17 protein-coding genes are annotated in these 18,182 nt (G+C 51.6%); 3 read left to right on the forward strand and 14 right to left on the reverse strand.

What is annotated here, in order from left to right:
• Window positions 1-2: 2 nt before the first annotated feature.
• The 14 genes from OGY04_RS04615 to OGY04_RS04680 form a co-directional block, all read right to left on the reverse strand.
• Window positions 3-764 carry an ABC transporter ATP-binding protein gene (locus tag OGY04_RS04615; RefSeq protein ID WP_079934750.1) on the reverse strand — a complete coding sequence of 254 codons (762 nt, stop codon included), beginning with the start codon at window positions 762-764 and terminating at the stop codon, window positions 3-5.
• Entirely contained in the window at window positions 761-1,720 is a 960-nt protein-coding gene (locus OGY04_RS04620) for a FecCD family ABC transporter permease (protein ID WP_410734475.1), read from the reverse strand. The genes OGY04_RS04615 and OGY04_RS04620 overlap by 4 nt, the downstream gene beginning before the upstream one ends.
• Before the next feature lie 26 nt (window positions 1,721-1,746).
• Window positions 1,747-2,769, reverse strand: coding sequence for an ABC transporter substrate-binding protein (locus OGY04_RS04625; protein WP_079934752.1), 1,023 nt, complete (start codon window positions 2,767-2,769; stop codon window positions 1,747-1,749).
• 207 nt (window positions 2,770-2,976) lie between these two features.
• The gene (locus OGY04_RS04630; RefSeq protein ID WP_071446215.1) at window positions 2,977-4,689 is read right to left on the reverse strand and encodes an alpha,alpha-trehalase; all 1,713 of its coding nucleotides are present in this window, start codon (window positions 4,687-4,689) and stop codon (window positions 2,977-2,979) included.
• A gap of 170 nt (window positions 4,690-4,859) precedes the next feature.
• Window positions 4,860-6,290: a dihydroxyacetone kinase phosphoryl donor subunit DhaM gene (dhaM, locus tag OGY04_RS04635; protein ID WP_286584849.1), complete on the reverse strand. Its 1,431-nt coding sequence runs from the start codon at window positions 6,288-6,290 to the stop codon at window positions 4,860-4,862.
• Window positions 6,291-6,300: 10 nt separating this feature from the next.
• On the reverse strand, window positions 6,301-6,933 hold the full coding sequence (gene dhaL, locus OGY04_RS04640) for a dihydroxyacetone kinase subunit DhaL (RefSeq protein ID WP_020996617.1): 633 nt from the start codon (window positions 6,931-6,933) through the stop codon (window positions 6,301-6,303).
• An 11-nt stretch (window positions 6,934-6,944) separates the two neighbouring features.
• On the reverse strand, window positions 6,945-8,015 hold the full coding sequence (gene dhaK / locus OGY04_RS04645; protein WP_003833521.1) for a dihydroxyacetone kinase subunit DhaK: 1,071 nt from the start codon (window positions 8,013-8,015) through the stop codon (window positions 6,945-6,947).
• Window positions 8,016-8,340: 325 nt separating this feature from the next.
• On the reverse strand, window positions 8,341-9,615 hold the full coding sequence (locus tag OGY04_RS04650) for a Glu/Leu/Phe/Val family dehydrogenase (RefSeq protein ID WP_032943729.1): 1,275 nt from the start codon (window positions 9,613-9,615) through the stop codon (window positions 8,341-8,343).
• Window positions 9,616-9,938: 323 nt separating this feature from the next.
• A complete protein-coding gene (locus OGY04_RS04655) occupies window positions 9,939-10,907 on the reverse strand; it encodes a Csu type fimbrial protein (protein ID WP_286584851.1) in 969 nt (322 codons plus the stop codon).
• Window positions 10,908-10,920: 13 nt separating this feature from the next.
• The gene (locus tag OGY04_RS04660; RefSeq protein ID WP_286584853.1) at window positions 10,921-13,206 is read right to left on the reverse strand and encodes a fimbria/pilus outer membrane usher protein; all 2,286 of its coding nucleotides are present in this window, start codon (window positions 13,204-13,206) and stop codon (window positions 10,921-10,923) included.
• Between the two features lie 55 nt (window positions 13,207-13,261).
• Entirely contained in the window at window positions 13,262-13,984 is a 723-nt protein-coding gene (locus tag OGY04_RS04665; RefSeq protein WP_048216217.1) for a fimbrial biogenesis chaperone, read from the reverse strand.
• Window positions 13,985-13,998: 14 nt separating this feature from the next.
• Window positions 13,999-14,529, reverse strand: a complete 531-nt coding sequence (locus OGY04_RS04670) for a Csu type fimbrial protein (RefSeq protein ID WP_003833507.1) — start codon at window positions 14,527-14,529, stop codon at window positions 13,999-14,001.
• Window positions 14,530-14,837: 308 nt separating this feature from the next.
• A complete protein-coding gene (locus OGY04_RS04675; protein ID WP_008784993.1) occupies window positions 14,838-15,569 on the reverse strand; it encodes a MerR family transcriptional regulator in 732 nt (243 codons plus the stop codon).
• Window positions 15,570-15,772: 203 nt separating this feature from the next.
• Window positions 15,773-17,002: a diguanylate phosphodiesterase gene (locus tag OGY04_RS04680; RefSeq protein WP_286584855.1), complete on the reverse strand. Its 1,230-nt coding sequence runs from the start codon at window positions 17,000-17,002 to the stop codon at window positions 15,773-15,775.
• A 318-nt stretch (window positions 17,003-17,320) separates the two neighbouring features.
• On the opposite strand from OGY04_RS04680, the gene ycgZ reads away from it, so the two are divergent.
• The 3 genes from ycgZ to OGY04_RS04695 are packed head-to-tail and all read left to right on the forward strand — an operon-like array spanning window position 17,321 to window position 18,171.
• Entirely contained in the window at window positions 17,321-17,557 is a 237-nt protein-coding gene (gene ycgZ, locus OGY04_RS04685; RefSeq protein WP_003833500.1) for a regulatory protein YcgZ, read from the forward strand.
• Window positions 17,558-17,597: 40 nt separating this feature from the next.
• Window positions 17,598-17,870, forward strand: coding sequence for a hypothetical protein (locus tag OGY04_RS04690; RefSeq protein ID WP_008784991.1), 273 nt, complete (start codon window positions 17,598-17,600; stop codon window positions 17,868-17,870).
• 34 nt (window positions 17,871-17,904) lie between these two features.
• Window positions 17,905-18,171 carry a biofilm development regulator YmgB/AriR family protein gene (locus OGY04_RS04695; RefSeq protein WP_008784990.1) on the forward strand — a complete coding sequence of 89 codons (267 nt, stop codon included), beginning with the start codon at window positions 17,905-17,907 and terminating at the stop codon, window positions 18,169-18,171.
• Window positions 18,172-18,182: the final 11 nt, after the last annotated feature.

The raw sequence follows: 18,182 nt of genomic DNA on the forward strand, positions 1-18,182 counted from the left end.
CCTTAGTTGTGTGAGCCAAAGAGGTGATGGGCGATTTGTGACGGTGTAACGCGATACAGCGCTGCCAGACGATCGGTGGCGAGCTGCTGTTCAGGAAGCCCCTGCGACACTGCACCGTTCGGTTCAACGCGTACCACGCTGTCGGCGATTGCCCGGGCGTGCAACGGATGATGGGTCGACATCAGCAGGGCCATACCCGAGTTTTTCAGCGTCACTAGCGTGTCGAGCAGACGGATCTGATGCCCAAAATCCAGGCTGGAAGCGGGTTCATCCAGCAACAAAAGACGCGGACGCTGCGCCAGCGCGCGGGCAATTAACACCAGTTGCCGCTCTCCGCCGCTCAGCGTGTTCCAGCGTCGGGGCGCCAGGTGAGAGATTCCCAGCATCGTCATCTGCTGGTGCGCATTTTCACGCTCTTTAGCGCCGGGAACCGCAAATGCCGCCAATTGCGGGGCCAGCCCCATCATCACCATGTCCAGCGCAGTGAAGGCAAACGCGCCGTCATGTGCCTGAGGAACCCAGGCAATAGCGGCGGCGCGTTGCCGATCGCTGAGATGATTTATGGCGACGCCATCAAGCAGAATGTCACCGTGAAGCGGCGAAAGAACGCCGAGAATGGTGCGCATCAGGGTGGTTTTTCCACTGCCGTTGGCCCCAATCAGACAACAGACGGAGCCGGGCGAAACCTGAAATGAGACATCGCGTAACACGGGCTGGTGACTGTGGTATCCCAACGACGCATGGCGGACGGTCAGAAGCGTCATGGGCGATTTCCCCGTAGCAAAAGCAGCAAAAAGAACGGTGCGCCAATAAATGCCGTCAGGATCCCCAGCGGGATTTCTGTGCTGCTCAGCGTGCGGGCAAAAGTATCGGTGAGCAGTAGCAAAATGGCGCCGATCCCCATGGAAACTGGCAGCAACTGCTGGTGGTTATTGCCACTGAGGAGTCTGCCGATGTGCGGTACAACCAGCCCAATCCAGCCGATAATGCCCGCGATGGCAACGGTACAGGCGGTGATTAACGTAGCGCAGACGATCAGTCCCAGCCGCAATCGCGAGACGTTGATCCCAAGCGATCGTGCTTCATCATCCGACAGGGTGAGCAGGTTCATGCGCCAGCGCAGCAGCAATAGCGGGACGAGTCCTGCGAAGATCAGCGGTGCCGAGAACCACAGGTCGTGCAGCGTGATCGTCGATAAACCGCCAAGCAGCCAGAAGGTGATAGACGGGAGTTGGGTATACGGGTCGGCCAGCGTTTTGATGAGCGAAATTCCCGCACCGCATACCGTACCCAGCGCAATCCCGACCAGCACCAGTGTTAACACCGGGTCGTGACGCTTGACTCGCCGGGTAATCAACCAGACACCGGCGACCACGAATAAACCGCCCATGAACGCATACAGCTGAATGAACAGGATCGGTAAACCTAACAGGATTGCTAAACAGGCACCTAAACCCGCACCCGCCGCCACGCCGAGAATATCCGGCGAGACCAGCGGGTTGCGGAACATGCCCTGATAGGTGGTTCCTGCGCCCGCCAGCGCCGCGCCGAGCAGCAATGCAGCCAGTATGCGTGGCAGGCGGATTTGCCAGAAGACGATTTTGTCCTGCATTGGAACGCCATCTGCACCGGCCACGAGATTCAAAACCTGTTGTGCATCCAGGCGATACGCGCCTGATACCGCGGCGACGCTCGCGCAAAGCACCACCGCAGCAATCATCAGAAAACCGAGGGTTGATGTTTTCATCAGACTGCCACCAACCTTTGATACTGTGCGTCGCTTAGTGTGGTGTGCCAGAACAATTCACTGTAGCGCTGCATATCGGTTTTAAAGCTCGCTTCAACCTGTGGATCAAGCCAGGCGTGCAGGCGGCGTAACCCCAGTAAACGGTTGATGCCAGGAGGTGCATCCAGCCAGCCAAACGGCAGACCGCTGAGAAACAGAATGCGCCGGTCAGCAACCGCTTTGACTCCTTGCCAGACCGGATCTTCTCGTAGGAACTGCGCTGTCACCGCATCCTGCACCAGGATAATATCCGGCTGCCAGCTGAGCAGGTTTTCCATTGAGACCTGTGTGAGCCCCTGTCGTCCGGGGATGTGCGCCACATTGTGCAACCCCAGTAGTTCTGCTGCTTCGGTATGCAGAGAACCTTGTAAACCAGTCTCCAGTCCTCTGGCACCGCGCGCGGCATAAAAACGCAGATTCGCCGCGGGTGAATGCGAGAAAGCTATTGCATCATCGATAAATCGACGGGCCAGCGCGGCCTGCATTGCGGTTCGCGAGACGACGCCCAATACTTCACCGACTGCGCGAAACTGTTCTGGGGTATGGCGCAATTCGCCGTTAATCAGCAGCCAGGGAATCTGTGTTTGTGCGCTCACTTGTCTGGCCTGAGAAAGCCAGGTTTCATCGGCATTACCGCAGTCAATAACCAGGTCAGGTTTAAGCGCCAGGAGTGCTTCAAGCGAGAGCGTGCTGGCGCGCCCCGCCAGCCTGCCGAGTTTCGGCAAAGTCCGAATGTTATCGTTAAACGGGATGGCGGTCTGGCGAGAGAAATCAAAGGAGGAAAGCCCCACCAGTTTTTCCGGTGCGACGGCCAGCAGCAGCATGTCAGCAGGCGCGCCCGCGCTGACCACGCGTTGGGTCGTTTCTGGCTTCGGAGAGTCTCCAATGGCCACAGTCAGCGAGGTTTGAGCAAACGCGGGAAGATGGCGTAGCAGCAGTGCAGATGCCACGAGTTGGGCAAACATCCGTCTTGTCAGTGGCATTATTGTTATCCTGAAGGTTACAAAATCGCTATATATTTACATATACAGCGAATAAAAACATGTTCAGAATCAATTTCTCACGGATGAAAACCCCGGATACCCCATAAGGGCTAGAGGCCATAGAGACAGCTGGAAGGGGGAAATATAAGAAAGAAAAATCCGCGACGAAGCGCGGATTCAGGAAGTGAAACGGCTCAGGCTATGATGTTATGGCGTCGGTTGAGTCTGTTTTTTAGACTCGACTGGCGCAGTACTTGCCGGGGTAGGTCGCGACGCGGGTACGTTGTCACAGGGCTTTTCTTTGGCGCAAATCAAGTCGAGCATTTTCAGCGTTACGCCGTTGGTCCAGCCGAAACCATCCTGCAACGGATACTCACCACCGCCACCGCCGGTTCCAGTGGTGCTCACGTCATACTTCTCAACCAGCTTTTTCTCGCGATCGTAGGTGTGTTGAACATTGGTGAGGAATCGCCAGGTCACGTCCATGGCAACAGTATCCTGACCGTAATTCTGTAACCCGGATGCTGCGACCCACTGGAGCGGGGCCCAGCCATTGGGGGCATCCCACTGCTGGCCGCTATTCACCGACGTGGTAGCAAGGCCGCCCGGTTGCAGCAGATGTGCCTGGGTGGCCGTGGCGACTTTACTGGCGCGATCTTTTGCCGCTGCATTGACATATAGCGGGAACAGGGCGGCAGCCGTGAGCTGGTTGCGTACTTTGTGGCTTTTCAGATCGTAGTCGGCATACCAGCCTTCTTTGTCGTTCCACAGGTACTTCTCGATCCCTTTTTGTCGGGCATTAGCGAAGCCATCGTACTGCGCCGCTTTGGCATCATCACCAGCAGCCTTGCTGGCGAGGGCGATCATTTTTTCCATTTTGTACATCAGCGCATTGAGATCGACCGGAACGATGCTGGTGGTGCGCAGAGTGCCCAGCTGATTAGGATTGTCCATCCAGCGGGAACTAAAATCCCAGCCGGACGCGGCAGCTGAACGCAGGTCGCGGTAGATTTCTGTGGCCGGGCGGTTTGGGTTGCTTTTAGCGGTGGCAATATCCTCTACCCAGGACTCTGGCCGAGGCGAATCGCGCTCATCCCAGTAGCGGTTCAAAATGGTGCCGTCATCCAGTTTAACTACGCGCTTATTTTGCTGACCGGGCTGGAGTGTTTCGACGCCCTCCATCCAGTAGCTGTATTCTTTGAGCATCTGCGGGAGGTATTTTTTCAGCGCGTCATTTCCGTCGTGCTGCGCCAGCAGTTCAACCATAAAGGCAAAGAACGGCGGTTGCGAACGACTCAGGTAGTAGGTGCGGTTGCCGTTAGGAATGTGTCCCCAGGAATCAATCTCGTAAGCGAAGTTTGCCACCATGTCCGAGACCTTATCCCAGTGATTGCTCTCGGCAAGCCCCAGCATGGTGAAATAGCTGTCCCAATAATATATTTCGCGAAAACGCCCGCCAGGTACCACATACGGTTCCGGGAGCGGCAGCAGCGAATCCCATTTTTCAGCGTCGGTTGTCGAACGGGTGAGTACCGGCCACAGGCCATCGATATGTTCGCGTAATGATTGCCCGGCCGGGGGCACGTATTTCTCGCCGTCTTTCGGCAAGGTGAAATTCACTTGCACAAAATGGCGTAAGTCGAATCCGGACTGGTTTTTCTGCATCCGGTAATCGGCAAGGATCATTAATGGATCGCTGTTTGGCACCGCGTCCGCAAAGGTTTTCTGGTCAGGAAAAAGTTTGGCTGTTTGTACATCGTTAAACAGGGGGCCAAGCAGAATATCAGGCGGAGCAGGCGTAGCGGCTGGTGCGTCCTCGGCGTTGACGGTAAAAGAGGAAAGGGCAAAAAAGGTGCTTGCGAGCGTCAGTTTTATTGCAACAGAGAGCAGGCCAGGATGGCGAGTTGCTGGCGTTATCATCGGTTAATCTCCTTAGCGGCGTGCCGAAGTAGCGGCATTTACCATGAGAAAACCTTAGTTCAGGAATGACCGTTGCGCGTGATCGGCTCCCCATTTTGCGAATAAACAGACATTTCCCGACGTGAATAGAGAAGAAGCACACCCTTTGTTGGAAAGGGTGTGCTTCGGAATCAGTTTGCGCGGGTTATCCGCTGTGTGACACAGTCAATGGTCAGAGTATCGCCCATCTTGATGCTATCGAGAGCCGCGCCTTGCTGACACATCCAGCACAGACCCATTTCACGAGCGATAATCGCCGGATGCGAGGCTTCGCTGCCGTCCCGCAGGCAGATACCTTTGATGGTCTTCGGATCGAGTTGCAGTACCGTAGACGGATAAATGACATCAGCGACCAGGATAGTGGGGCGCAAGAACGCGGGAATTTGTGCGCTCTCTCCCGTCAAATGCTGCAGTGAACGGGACAGCAAATCTTCAATATCAATGTATCGCGCCTGCAGATAAGGATCATCGAGCTGTAAATACTGCTGGCTGAGATCGCTCAGCACCTGATGCCAGGCCCAGGCGGCGCTGCACTGCTTTTCGCGCATTACATCGCAGGCCATTTCAAACAGTTCAGGATCGTCCAACAGAGTATGGTGACCGGAGAAGATGGCGGCGATATCTGCGGAATATCGTTCTTCAGCAAGTGCAGTGAGTTCGCTCAGATCGTTCAGCGTACTTTGGATGGCGGTCTGTAATCGCTGTTGCTCAGCGTGGAGTGATGCGGCTGGCTGCGGGTTTACCTCGGGCGAGAACGGCGTGTGACAGAATGCCGTCCCCGTGACTTTTGAGGGAGCCTGAGTTGCCTTGTTATCAGCATTAGCGGACTCGAGCGATTCACCAAAATTCTCCGCTGCCAGCTGTTTAAATGCGGCCAGCGCATCCTCTGCCTGTTCGCCTTTGGCAATCAGGCGCAGCGTGTCATTACAGCGTACCTGCAGCAGAGCTATCTGATTCAGGCTATCAGGAACCACACACTTGCCGTTTTTCTCCAGCCACATGTCGGCGTTAAAACCAGACAACGCGGAAACCAGCCGCGAAGCCGGGCGAACGTGGATGCCGTTAGGGTTTTTCACCACAATGGCAACAGAACGGGCATCTGCATCGGGAGACAGTGCAGCAGATGCGGGTTTCGCTGCGGATGGCGAAGGTAAACCCAGTTGCTCACATTTGGCGTCGAGGGCGTTCATGGCATCACGGATGACCCGATCGATATCAGCACCCGCGGCGGCGCTAACCGTCGCGGCCAGTGTGCCTTCAACCAGTGGTGCTGCGCACAAACGCACTTTGGTGGCAATGCCAGGGTCGAGCAGTTCCAGCGCGGTTTCCGCACTCAGTAATGCACTACCGATATCCATCATCACCAGCACGTGGTCCGTATCGGCCACGGACTCGATGGCTTCCATCACCTTGATCGGATCGGTGCCAATCGGATTCTCAGGATCATCAATGCCTGCGGCAATGGCGATTTTGCAATCACCGCCCATTAACATCTGCCGGGCCAGCGCACCGACGCCTTCGCCCAGTTGGGCGCTGTGAGAAACAATAACCAGGTTTACCATCGCTTTATCCTTACTCTCTGGACGCCTGAGCTAGCATTTGCATCATAAACATGACCGACGTTGCGCCGGGATCCTGATGCCCAATACTGCGCTCACCAAGATAGCTGGCACGGCCTTTGCGAGCCTGCATGGTGATGGTGCTTTGCGCTGCGGCTTCCGCTTGCTGGCTTGCCGCTTCCAGCGCTGCCTGTACGCTTAACTTTTGCTCGCAGGACTGACGTAAGGATTCGACAACCGGTAGCCAGACGTCGCACATGGTTTTGTCGCCAGGTTCAGCCTTACCGCGGCTAATCACACCTTCTGCGCCATCACGCATCATTTGATACAGCTCTTCAAGCGTCAGGCTTTGATGAGCCTGAGTCACCTGGGCGGCGCGAATAAAAAAGGTGCCAAACAGCGGTCCACTGGCCCCGCCGACGCTTGAGAGCAGCACCATACCGGTGTTTTTCAAAATAAAGCCGATGTCTTTGTCTGCGATGGACGGCAGCTTTTCAACGACTTTGCTGAAACCACGATGCATGTTCAGACCGTGGTCGGCATCGCCGATCTCCCGGTCAAGCCCGGTGAGAAAATCACTTTCTGTGGTGAAGATCTCGCCGCAACGATAGAGCCAGTTAACAATTTGCGTTCTGTTGAGGGACATCATGAATCTCCTTATTTACCCCAGTTGAGGGCAGGGGTGTGAACCGGTGCATCCCATAAGCTCAGCGTTTCGTCATCTACCTGTAACAAGGTGATCGAGAAACCGGTCATATCCAGAGAGGTACAGTAAGAACCGATCAGGTTGCGCTCAATGACGATGCCTGCATCCTGACAACGGCTTTCCAGGCGGTTATACACGCCGAAGAGTTCAGACAACGGCGTCGCGCCGAGATTATTGACCAGCGCAATAACGCGATCGCCACTTTGTAACGCACGCTTGCTTTCTTTACCTTCCTGCCACGCGCCCTGGACGTTGTCCCAGTGGCGGAGTGTACGGCTGTAGTTACCGTTTTCCAGCAGGGTATCGAACATTTCATCAACGGTCTGATCGAGAGAGGTGAAGGGGCGACGGTCAATGCCGGGTTCCCCGTGGATACCTACGCCAAACTCCATTTCGTTATCCTGCAGCGTGAACGACGGTTGTCCAGCGGCTGGAACGGTACAGGCGCCAATGGCTATGCCAATGGAGTGGCCCTGGTTATTCAGCTTACGGCCCAACGCCGCACAGGCTTCCAGCGAATCACCGCGTTCGGCGGCCGCGCCGACCAGTTTTTCGATCAATACGGTATTCGCCACGCCACGTCGACCGGCGGTATACAAACTGTCTTTCACCGCCACGTCGTCATCCACCACCATGGTGGTGACTTTGACACCGCTTTCATGCAGCAGCTCGGTGGCGGTTTCGAAATTAAGAATGTCGCCGGTGTAATTTTTGATTATCAGCAGCACGCCTTCGCCACCGTCAATTTGCATGGCGCATTCGAACATTTTATCCGGCGTGGGTGAGGTAAAAATCTCACCTGGACAGGCGCCAGAGAGCATGCCCTGACCAATGTAGCCGCAGTGCATAGGTTCGTGTCCACTGCCGCCACCGGAAAGCAGTGCCACTTTGCCCATCACCGGCGCATCTGCGCGGGTGACATATACCGGATCCTGATGCAGTGCCAGGGACGGATACGCTTTCGCCAGTCCGGCGAGTTGTTCATTCAGTACGTCTTCAACACGGTTGATCAATTTTTTCATTATTTATGCTCCGCAGACAGTCCTGGATGGCTGCCAAATTCGGGCAGGCATCTGATGTAGGGTATCGGTTGGTTCAACGTCACGGCGACCGCTCGCTGCCGATAAGGTAATTTTGCACACGGGTACGCAAAAGAAAATTGCTGTGAAGGGCGTTTCAATACGGAACGCCATCATTTTATAACGTTCCATATTGAAACGTATTGGTGCATAAAACAGCGAAAATGAGAGATCGGGCAGTATTTAATGGGGAAAGACTACGTGCAGGATTTTGCTAAAAAAAACCACCTGCCTGGCAGGTGGTTTATGCGAGGGAAAATTATCGGTATTAGCCCGGATAAATTCCGCGATCTTTACGTGCCAGCAGAATGCGTTCGCAGGCAACAATGTAGGCTGCGGTACGCAGGGAGCAGGATTTCTCAGCTGCTTTTTCCCATACGTGCACCATTGCATCAGTCATGATTTTGTCCATGCGATTATTGATCTCTTCTTCACTCCAGAAGAAGCTTGCCATGTCCTGGACCCATTCGAAGTAGCTGACGGTTACGCCGCCTGCGTTACATACGACGTCAGGTACCACGATGATACCGCGGCTTGCCAGCATATCATCGGCATCCGGGTAAGTCGGGCCGTTAGCGCCCTCAAGTACCAGTTTGCAGGTCAGTATTTCTGCACGCTGACGGGTAATCTGTCCTTCCAGCGCGGCAGGGATCAGGATATCCATCTCCACGCTCCAGAAGGCTTCGCTGGCGATGGTTTCAGCGCCTGGGAAACCGGCAATCTGTTTGTGCTCTAACTGCCAGGCAGACAGCGCGGTCATGTCGATACCCGTGGAGTTAAACAGCGTTGCGGTGTGATCCTGAATAGCGACGACACGCGCACCCGCTGCGGCGAACAGGCGGGCGGCTTCGCTGCCGACGTTACCGAAACCTTGTACCGCCACGCGAGCGCCTTCAACTTCAATGTTCGCACGACGCGCGACTTCCAGACCGCTGACGAAAACGCCGCGACCGGTGGCTTTATCACGGCCTAACGAGCCGCCGAGGTGAATAGGTTTACCGGTGACCACACTGGTCACGGTGGTGCCGTGGTTCATGGAGTAGGTATCCATCATCCAGGCCATGACTTTTCCGTTAGTACCTACATCCGGCGCAGGAATGTCTTTCTGCGGCCCAATGATAATGCCGATTTCGCTGGTATAACGGCGGGTTAAACGCTCCAGTTCACCTTCAGAAAGTGAGAACGGATCGACGCGCACACCGCCTTTGGCTCCGCCGTACGGCAGGTTCAACGCTGCGCATTTGATGGTCATCCATGCGGACAGGGCCATCACTTCATTAAGATCAACATCAGGATGATAACGCACACCGCCTTTGCCCGGACCGCGGGAGAGGTTATGTTGCACGCGATACCCTTCAAAATGACGGATAGTGCCGTCATCCATCTGCACCGGGATATCGACAATCAGCGCGCGTTTTGGGTGGCGCAGGGTGTCCACCCAATGGGAAAGTTCGCCCAGGTAAGGGGCCACACGCTCGATTTGTTGCAGGTAGGTATTCCAGGCAGATGTGCTGCTATCTGAAGCGTAAGATAACTTATCCATGATAAACCTTAGTTATAAAAGTAATATGTTCTTAATTTGGCCGTGGTATACAGTGAATCTCACCATATAAACCTAAATTTAACATTTTTTTCATAGAACAGCCTGCCTGGCTAACACGGATTATCGGTATGAGCAGTGTGGATTTTGGCTTGGTGGTGAATGGTTATTCTTTATTTTGGCTTTCATCGCGGTTTTTTTTGCGATTTATGTAGTTTAATATGCATAACTTGTAAAAATCGCAATTTGTCAGATTTATGACGCACCTCTAAAAGTAAATAATATGATAATAAAATGTGTTTGCCTTATTGCTGTTAAGCTGGGCGTCAGTAGGTCACGGCGATGGTGACAGTATCGGCATAGTTGTCTGGCGTGTAGTTCGCGCTGGGGACGGTGGCGTAAACCGGGTAGGTAGTCGTTGTCCCGGTGCCGTTGCCCGCAACGGTATTAAGCGCAGTATTGCCCCAGATCGTACCGGAAGGACCTGGCGTCGAACTAAGCTGGTAGGGGACTTTATCCGTATTTGACCCCGTGCCTGCCATCACGCCGCTGCCTGCCGTATTGCCGTTGGAGGGTTGAAGTCCGATGGTGTAAGGGGTGTTATTAGAGCAGGCTACGCCTACGTTATTTGACGCCGTGAGATTACGACCCGTTCCGCTGGTGGGAGCAAATCTGATGTTAGTCGCGGAGGTGATATTACACTGTTTGCTGACAGCAGCTGTGACGGTGAAAGGAAACCTGGCGGCAACGGTATCACCACAGGTGGTCGGTGGGAAAAGCAATCCAGGATTAAGGGTGACAAGGGCTGTTGCCGTCGTATAGCTATCCTGATAATTTCCGGGGACGGCTGCCGTTTGTGGCGTGACGATCTGCGCCGATACCGTGAGTGAACCCGTCACTGGCGTCAGATTCAGCAGGTTAAGCTGTACCATCGGAAAAGTGGTTCCGGTCAGGTATTGGCTCCCCCAAATTTTGCTGTGTCCGGGATCCTGGTAAAGCTGGTATGCCAGCGTTCTGGCGGGGTTTCCGCTTAACGACATATTTCGCGGTGTCACCTGGCCACTGACGGCCGAGGCGCCAATATTAAAACAGAGATTGATCCCTGCCAGCACGTCACCAAGCTCTTTGGTGCAAGTGTAACTGAACGTCATTGATGACGTTGCGCCTGTCGCAGACAGTGGATTGACCGAACCTAAATTTATGGCTTGCACATTGCTCACCGAACAGGTTACCGCATGGCTAATTGCCGGACAAAAAAGTACGGCAGCGATGAGTAGCAGATGTCTTAACCTCATGAGCGCACTCCTGTTAATGTGGGCGACAAACCAGTGGACCTATTTGCACAATCCCCTTTGCTGACGCGGGATAGTCAAATTGCACGCGACAACTACCGATGTCCGTATCAACGCGCAGCGTGTTGTGCTGCTCCAGGGTGTCGAACCATGTCATTCCATCAAAGCCAACGACAGACGATAGTCCTTTTCCGTTGATGGCGTAAGCCATGCTGCCTTCAGGAATTGGCTTACCCTGATTGTCGACGAGGATAATCTGCGCAGCGCGGACGGGTGTGATGCCAAAGCTAACCAAAGTACCGGAACGATCGGCTGGCGTGGCATTCGTCTCAACGCGTGCGATCCGCATATTGGCAGGGAGATCCATCGGGTCAATACTGATCAGGTTTTTTTGATAACTGTTCAACGGGGTGACCAACAGTAGTCCCTGGTCATCGCTGCGGCCAATCAGGTTATTTTGCAATTTGACTGGAACATCAGGCACGCCGTCAGTTGAGACGACGGCAAAACCATTATTGATTTCTCTTGCTGCAAACAGGCCGCCTCCCATAGTCACCAGCGATCCGGTTGCGCCTGCATAACCGTAATGGTTATCCGGTAAACGGCTGAATCCCGCGTACGCTTTACCATAACGTCCCAGATATCCCACTTCTCCCTGGCCACTTTGCCGGGAAGCCTGCTGACTGGCAGCCAAATTCCAGCCCCAGCCGCCGTCGGCAGGGGGCGTCAGGCTGGCGTTGAGCTGGTAACCGGTTTCGTCGTTGGTACGTTGTAGGGTGCTGCTGGCGCTCAGATTGTTGTCGGTCGTGATGGTCACCATCAAATAGAGACTGCGATCGCGGTTGTCGTCAATGTTCTGGTTGAATCCGGCATTCAGTGAGATGTTGTCGGTGAGAGATTTAAACCAGCTGGCATTGGCGTAGCGCACCGCATTTTCGTGTGGATATCGAAACTGCAAATAGCTCAGGCTGACATTTCCAGCTGCTTCCAGCGAATAACCAATAACCGTGTTGCTGTTAAACGTGGGGGGCGGCTCACCGTAATGGGTGGCGACATCGCGATAATCGCCGGAAGTTGCCGTGGTACTGGTACTGAAATTAAACCGTTCGCCGGACCAACGGTAACCAAAACTGTACAAAAACCCGTTCTTTCCTGAGTCGGTACTTGCGGCAAGTGAGGTCGAAAACGTGCCGCTGCGGGTTCCTGGGATCCAGTCGTTACTGAAGCCCGCGTTAATCAGTCCATCGCTGGTTTCCGCGTGAGTCCCGGCGGTGAACGTATTGCTAAACCCGCGACGCCACGTAGCGCTCAATACTGGTGCGCTGGCATAATCAAAAGAGGAGTAACCATAATTTTCGCGTACCGTGCCTAATTCTGCCGACCAGGCGGTTAATCCTTCCCGCAGGAGTTGCTGATCGTTGTAGAACGAGAAATTTTGTACGCTCGTTCTGCCCAACGCATCTGTCATCATCACCTGACCCGTTCCCGCGCCGCTGATGTTAGGCATTGTGTTGATCTGAAAGCTACCTGCGGGGACTTCTCCGTTGTAGTACCTGACGCCGTCGACGTACAGCTCAACGTTTGACGGTAACGTCGCGGATCCCAGATATGCTGGAAGCGGGGTGGTTGGCATATAGGGCTGTAACCCAAAATCAGTGCCTATCTGAATGCCGCCGATTCGCGTCGGTCGGGACCAGATGAGTGAACTAGTCAGGGTATCGCCCACGGTTAACGCCAACATCGAATCAGGAAATGACGTACGCCAGCTGGTGTCGAGGCGCTCAACGCTGTTATCGGCATATTCCTCGGTAGAGTACTGCGTCAACTGAGTGGTGCTGAGCACGCCGGTCGCATTGAAGGCGCGAATTTCGCTGAAGGTATTGATTGCGCTTTCATCCCCCTGTTGCGTATAGATATCATAATTGAGCAGCGCCCCGCGTGATGTTGTTGCCGTTGGCGCGGTTTCGGTGGGCGAGTTAAGCTGCGTGGTCGCAAGATCGAGTGAACTGAGCGGCGCAGTAAGCGAGAGCGTTTGCAACTGAACGTTGTAGTCAATGGTTAGCTGGGGGATATCGTTCAGGCAGACGGCGTTAGTGGCGTCTGGAGCAAAGCGAAAGCCCATTTTACGCAGAGTATCTGCTCCTGCATAAAGCTTTCCATTATCGTAGCCAAAATGAACCAGCCCAACGGGATTCCCATTTAACGTGACGTCGAGATACAAATCGACTCCCGTAATCTGCGAGGCGCTATTAATAACACCATTTTCGTTCTGGTTATTATTCAGCGTTTGTGCGCAAACCATTCCCGATATTAATACTCCATTGAGAAAGCAATATTTCACCAGAAGCCAGGATCTGTTACAGATCTTGTACTGTTTTTTGGCCATTGATTGTGACTTCAACTTTCCCGCCGTAATGATTATTCCTGGCTGACGGGGAAACTATCCAGCGCATTGTTGATCCGGGTAAAACGTAGCCTAATAGTCCGGGTGTAATGACTTTTTTAGTACCGTCAGGGCTTATAAATGTTGCAGCAGATAACTGTGCATGCCCATTTCCCTGATTACTGACTTCAATAAATTTTTTGCCATCCAGCTGCTGTAATTTCCATTGCAGTTTTGCCTGCGTTTGTGCCGCTGATGTTGGTTGAATGAAAACGGGAACAGAATAATGCAGCACAAACTGAAGCTTGTTTTTTTCTACTTTTGCAGGCGGTAACTCATCTATCGATAAACGATAAGCGTCTTCGGCATGTGCCGAGGGAGGGTTTGTGCGAATAACACGAATCAACTGACGTTCTCCAGGGGCTAATGCTAACATCGGCGGGCTAATCACCAGCCCCTGAGAGGGAGAAAGTTTGTCGTCATAAGCGCTTTGACTCCAGCGAAAAACCCGAACCTGGGCATTGAGCACATTTTCACCCGCGTTACTCAGCCAGATACCATCGGCATTTTGCGTCGCTTGCAACGTTAACGTGACCGGGGCTATTTGCAGTCCGCTGGCGGTGGCAAGATTGATGCTCGCACCCATCCCTAGCAGGCATGCGCAGGCACACTGCTTTACAGGCAGTTTTACTCTCATATGGCTTCCTGAAGTTAGTAGTTAACGTTAACCGTTACCGTGTCGGCATAGTCGTCAGGAGTGAAGTTTGCGCTCGGTGCGGTGGCATAAACAGTATACGTTTGCGCCAGACCTGTACCCGTCGCCGCTACCCCATTTCCAGGTGCGGTGTCGGTGGCGGTATTCCCCCACACCGGACCTGTTGCTGACGTACGATTTAGCTGATAGGGCACTTTATCGGTATTGGTGGCAGCGTTAGCTACGGAGGACATGGCGCCAGAACCCGTTGTCGTCCCTCCATTGGCAGCCGACGGTGCCAGGCCGATAAAATAGGGCGTGGTTTTTGAGCAATTAATTGAAATAGTGTTGCTTGCACTGGTATTTGTCGCCGTGGTATTCACCGGACCAAGTGTAATATTTGAAGCCGAACCGGCAGTCACGGTACAGGCCTTTTGAATCGTCATCAGCACCTGAAATGTTCCGTTAACGGTTGCTGCATTTGCCACAGAAATAATGGAAAAGGCGCAGCAACAAAGAATTAAGCGTTTGTCTAAGACTAGAGCCATATCCTTTACCTTTTTCAAATAACCACATTTATTACTTTAGAAAAACAATAATGTGGCACAAGAAGACATAATTTAACCCTAGAATAAGTATTAGACGTACGCCAGTTGATCTAATGAATTTTACTTAGGAAAAAGGTGATGTCGTCTGCAAAAAAATAATACCAATGGGTTAGTATATTGTTTTATTTTTATGCTATGGCCGGGGTTAAGTCAGGAGGATAGAGGGCAACATATTCCTGGGTGGTACTCAAAATAACCAGCCAAAAAATGAGAGTTGTATGATTTATCTTACACGTATTACGTGTAGGTTACGGGCTGTGGAAAATGACCTTATAACCTTGTTCATTCCAGTGTTGGAGCAGTTCATTTTGTCTGCGGGTTGGCGTAATACCGGTCCAGACAAAAAGGGTTTGCCCAGGGAAAAGTTCAGGTCTTGGCGATTCAATGGGTTCAGCCAGAACGGCAATATGCCAACCAGATTGCGATAAGCGCCAGGCTTCGAGCCACAGACGGGTTCTGTCTTCAACATCCCAGGCCATCAGGAGGGCATCCTTTCCTGACTTGCGCCGCGTTTCAGACAGCAGTGTGGCAACATATTCAATCAATGCGCCATCAAGCATGCTGTTCATTATGCGGGATGTATTATGGTCAAGTATCAGCCGTTGACGTACGGGAAGATAAACGTGATCGATCAGCGCATCTACGGGGTGAACGCGACCGAGTGCAGTAATTTTGGCTCGCAGCTTCGGTGGATGCGCCATGCGAAGAATGCTCATCATCTCTTCTTGTAATTGATTCCAGTCGTCGTCAGCTTGACGGGTACTGGTTTCCAGCAATGCCTTAACTTTCCCAACAGGTATGCCATTGCTAATCCAACGTTTTATTTCTTCAATACGCTGAATATCTTCTTCATCAAAGAGTCGGTGGCCACCTTCACTGCGTTGAGGTTTGAGTAAACCGTAACGTCGTTGCCATGCCCGAAGGGTGACAGGATTTATCCCGCAACGTTCTGCGACATCCCCAATGCTGTAATAAGCCATAGTTCCCCCGGACACTCCTGATTCTCCGTCACCGATATGCGGTTCCTGTTACTTTGTACAACATGCATCAAATTGTACAAAACATACAGAGGATTCTAGCAAAATTAAGATTTACTTTACTATCACGCAGGGAGTAAATGCTGAATTTTTATGTTCAGCATGAGGGCGGTTGTTGTGATTGTTTATTTATAACAATGCGTTAGTTATTTTGACGCTGAGAAATCATTTTTCTCTGGCCATGCAACAGACGGAATACCATTCAGGCAGGCTTGTGCAAAAAGGTTACCCTGGAAGATTTCAATACCTGCGGACTCAAGCCACATCCACTCTTCAGGTTTTTCAACGCCGACTGCGGAAATCATGATTTCCAGTGAAGTGCAGCATTTTATAATTGCCTGAATGATGGCCTGTCTTGGTCCACTTTTATGCACATCCGTGATCAGCTCGCGGCTTATCTTAATTCGGTCGGGTTGAAAACGAGACAGAAGCTGAAGCCCGGCAAAACCTGCCCCAAAATGATCTATCGCCACACAGATCCCCGCAGCCTTGAGTGACTTTACGGCCTGCGCGAACGTATCAAAGCGCGATATAACTTCGCTTTCGGTAAACTCTACAATGATTTGTTCAGGCACCAGTCCGTGCGCCGCGATTTCGTTTATCAGAAAGCTGACTGCATTGGGTTTGTTTACCAGGGTCATAGGGAGCAGATTGACTGACAGCATTTTGTCGTTAAGTCCCAGCGCGCTTGCCATTGCAAAAGCAGTCTTTTTGCTCTGCAGATCCGCGGTATACAGTTCTTCAGGAGTTAAGTTGCCAAAATAAGTTGCGGGCGTTTCACCGTCTCTACCACGAATAAGTGCTTCCAGAGCAATGACGCGCTGCGACATAGGATCGATAATGGGTTGAAAAGCAAAGCTGAAATCGATATTGGACTGGAGTGTGCTTTCATCCAGGAGAGTACAAGAGTTGTCGGCAATAAAACTCCAGTAATCAGGCGCAGGTATTTCAAAATAACTCGATTTTTCCGTCGCAAGGACAAATGTGCGGAAAAACTGTAATGCCCGGTCATCATAGGTGAGCTGAAATTTTGATGTTCCCTTGTTAAGTACCGCTTGCAGGACGTCATTGCGTTCATGTTTTTGTAAATCAAATAACTCCATTCCCACCTTTCCGAATCTTCTCGCAGGCGCGTAATCACACATCAGCTCAACGATATTGTGGTGCCGTGGGTCGTTACATATACAACGATAAATCTCTTTTACCTGCTCCTCAGGTCCTTCAAGCAGTTGGAAAAAGTGGCGGCCATTAAAGAGTAAAATTCCCGTAACATCGGATCGCCGGTTTTTTAGATTTGCGGCTGTCACCATATCCTCAAGCGCTCTGAGGGGGGCGTCATCACGTAGATGGCTACGGTAAATAATGGTCGTGAGCATGGACAGTCCGGGATCAAGGGAAGGGAAGAGATATGGACAGTATCAAACAAACCATCTTATGTCCTGATTTTAATACATTATTCTAACTTTATTTTTACGAACAAAGGCCCTTAAAAAGATCGAATTCATTCGTTAAACGAAGTGGATTGTACAACTGAATTTGATTTTATGTAGTTTGATATTGATATAACTTACTGATTATATTGATTTAGCACTTTTTGATAAAAATTGATGATTCGATTTGTACACATTTTTGGTACAACTTTGCTACTGTTATAAAACTTAATATTCACCAGCATTTTGTTACAGGAGCATGACATGCAGCAGCATACCGTTCGCACTGATACTGCAAGCGCGATTTCTCGTTACTTTGCGAAGGCGCATCTGCCAACTCAACAGGAAACATTGGGAGAAATCGTCACTGAGATACTCAAGGATGGACGAAATCTGAACCGCAAATCACTTTGCACCAAGCTTCTGTGTCGTCTTGAAAAAGCATCCGGGGAGAAAGAACAGAAACATTACAATGCGTTAATTGGCCTGCTTTTTGAATAAAATAAACCCCTTACTTATAGGGGTAAGTAGTGAAGGAGTTATGAAGAAAACTGATAGTGAACGCCTGAAACATGAAATTACAGGTTTGGCTGTGCTAGAAATTTTGCGAATGCATACAGACGTTTCGTTAGCTGCAGTGATTAAGCAATTGCGACTTATGCAGGCCAGTGAAATAGATGGCACACGCAAGCAATTAATTGACAGTGTTATCAATGATTTTACAAACATCAATCCGGGGAAGATAAGTAGAAAACCGGATAAAACCAGAGATGAGAGTGCTTTCAGTGCCAGCAAAAACCCTAAATTACATTAAAGATAATCTTCCAGACTATACAAGCGAGGTTACCATGCTTCATGAAATTAATGTCCACAGTGTAATGACGGATAAAGCTTTATCAAGTTACTTCCATAATGCAGGTGAGCTATTAGCAGATGAGTCTGTGGTATTGGGACAGGCGGTAACAAATGTAATTCTGGCAGGTGATAATGTTAATAATAAAAACATCATTTTAAGCCTGATTAGTTCTCTGGAATCAACAGTTGATGTTGTCCAGGCAGATGTTATCAGAAAAACCCTGGAAATAGTGCTGCGCTACACAGCTGACGACGTCTAAAAAGTCTTCAT

The organism is Citrobacter sp. Cpo091, from assembly GCF_030332645.1.
Lineage (GTDB): Bacteria > Pseudomonadota > Gammaproteobacteria > Enterobacterales > Enterobacteriaceae > Citrobacter > Citrobacter portucalensis.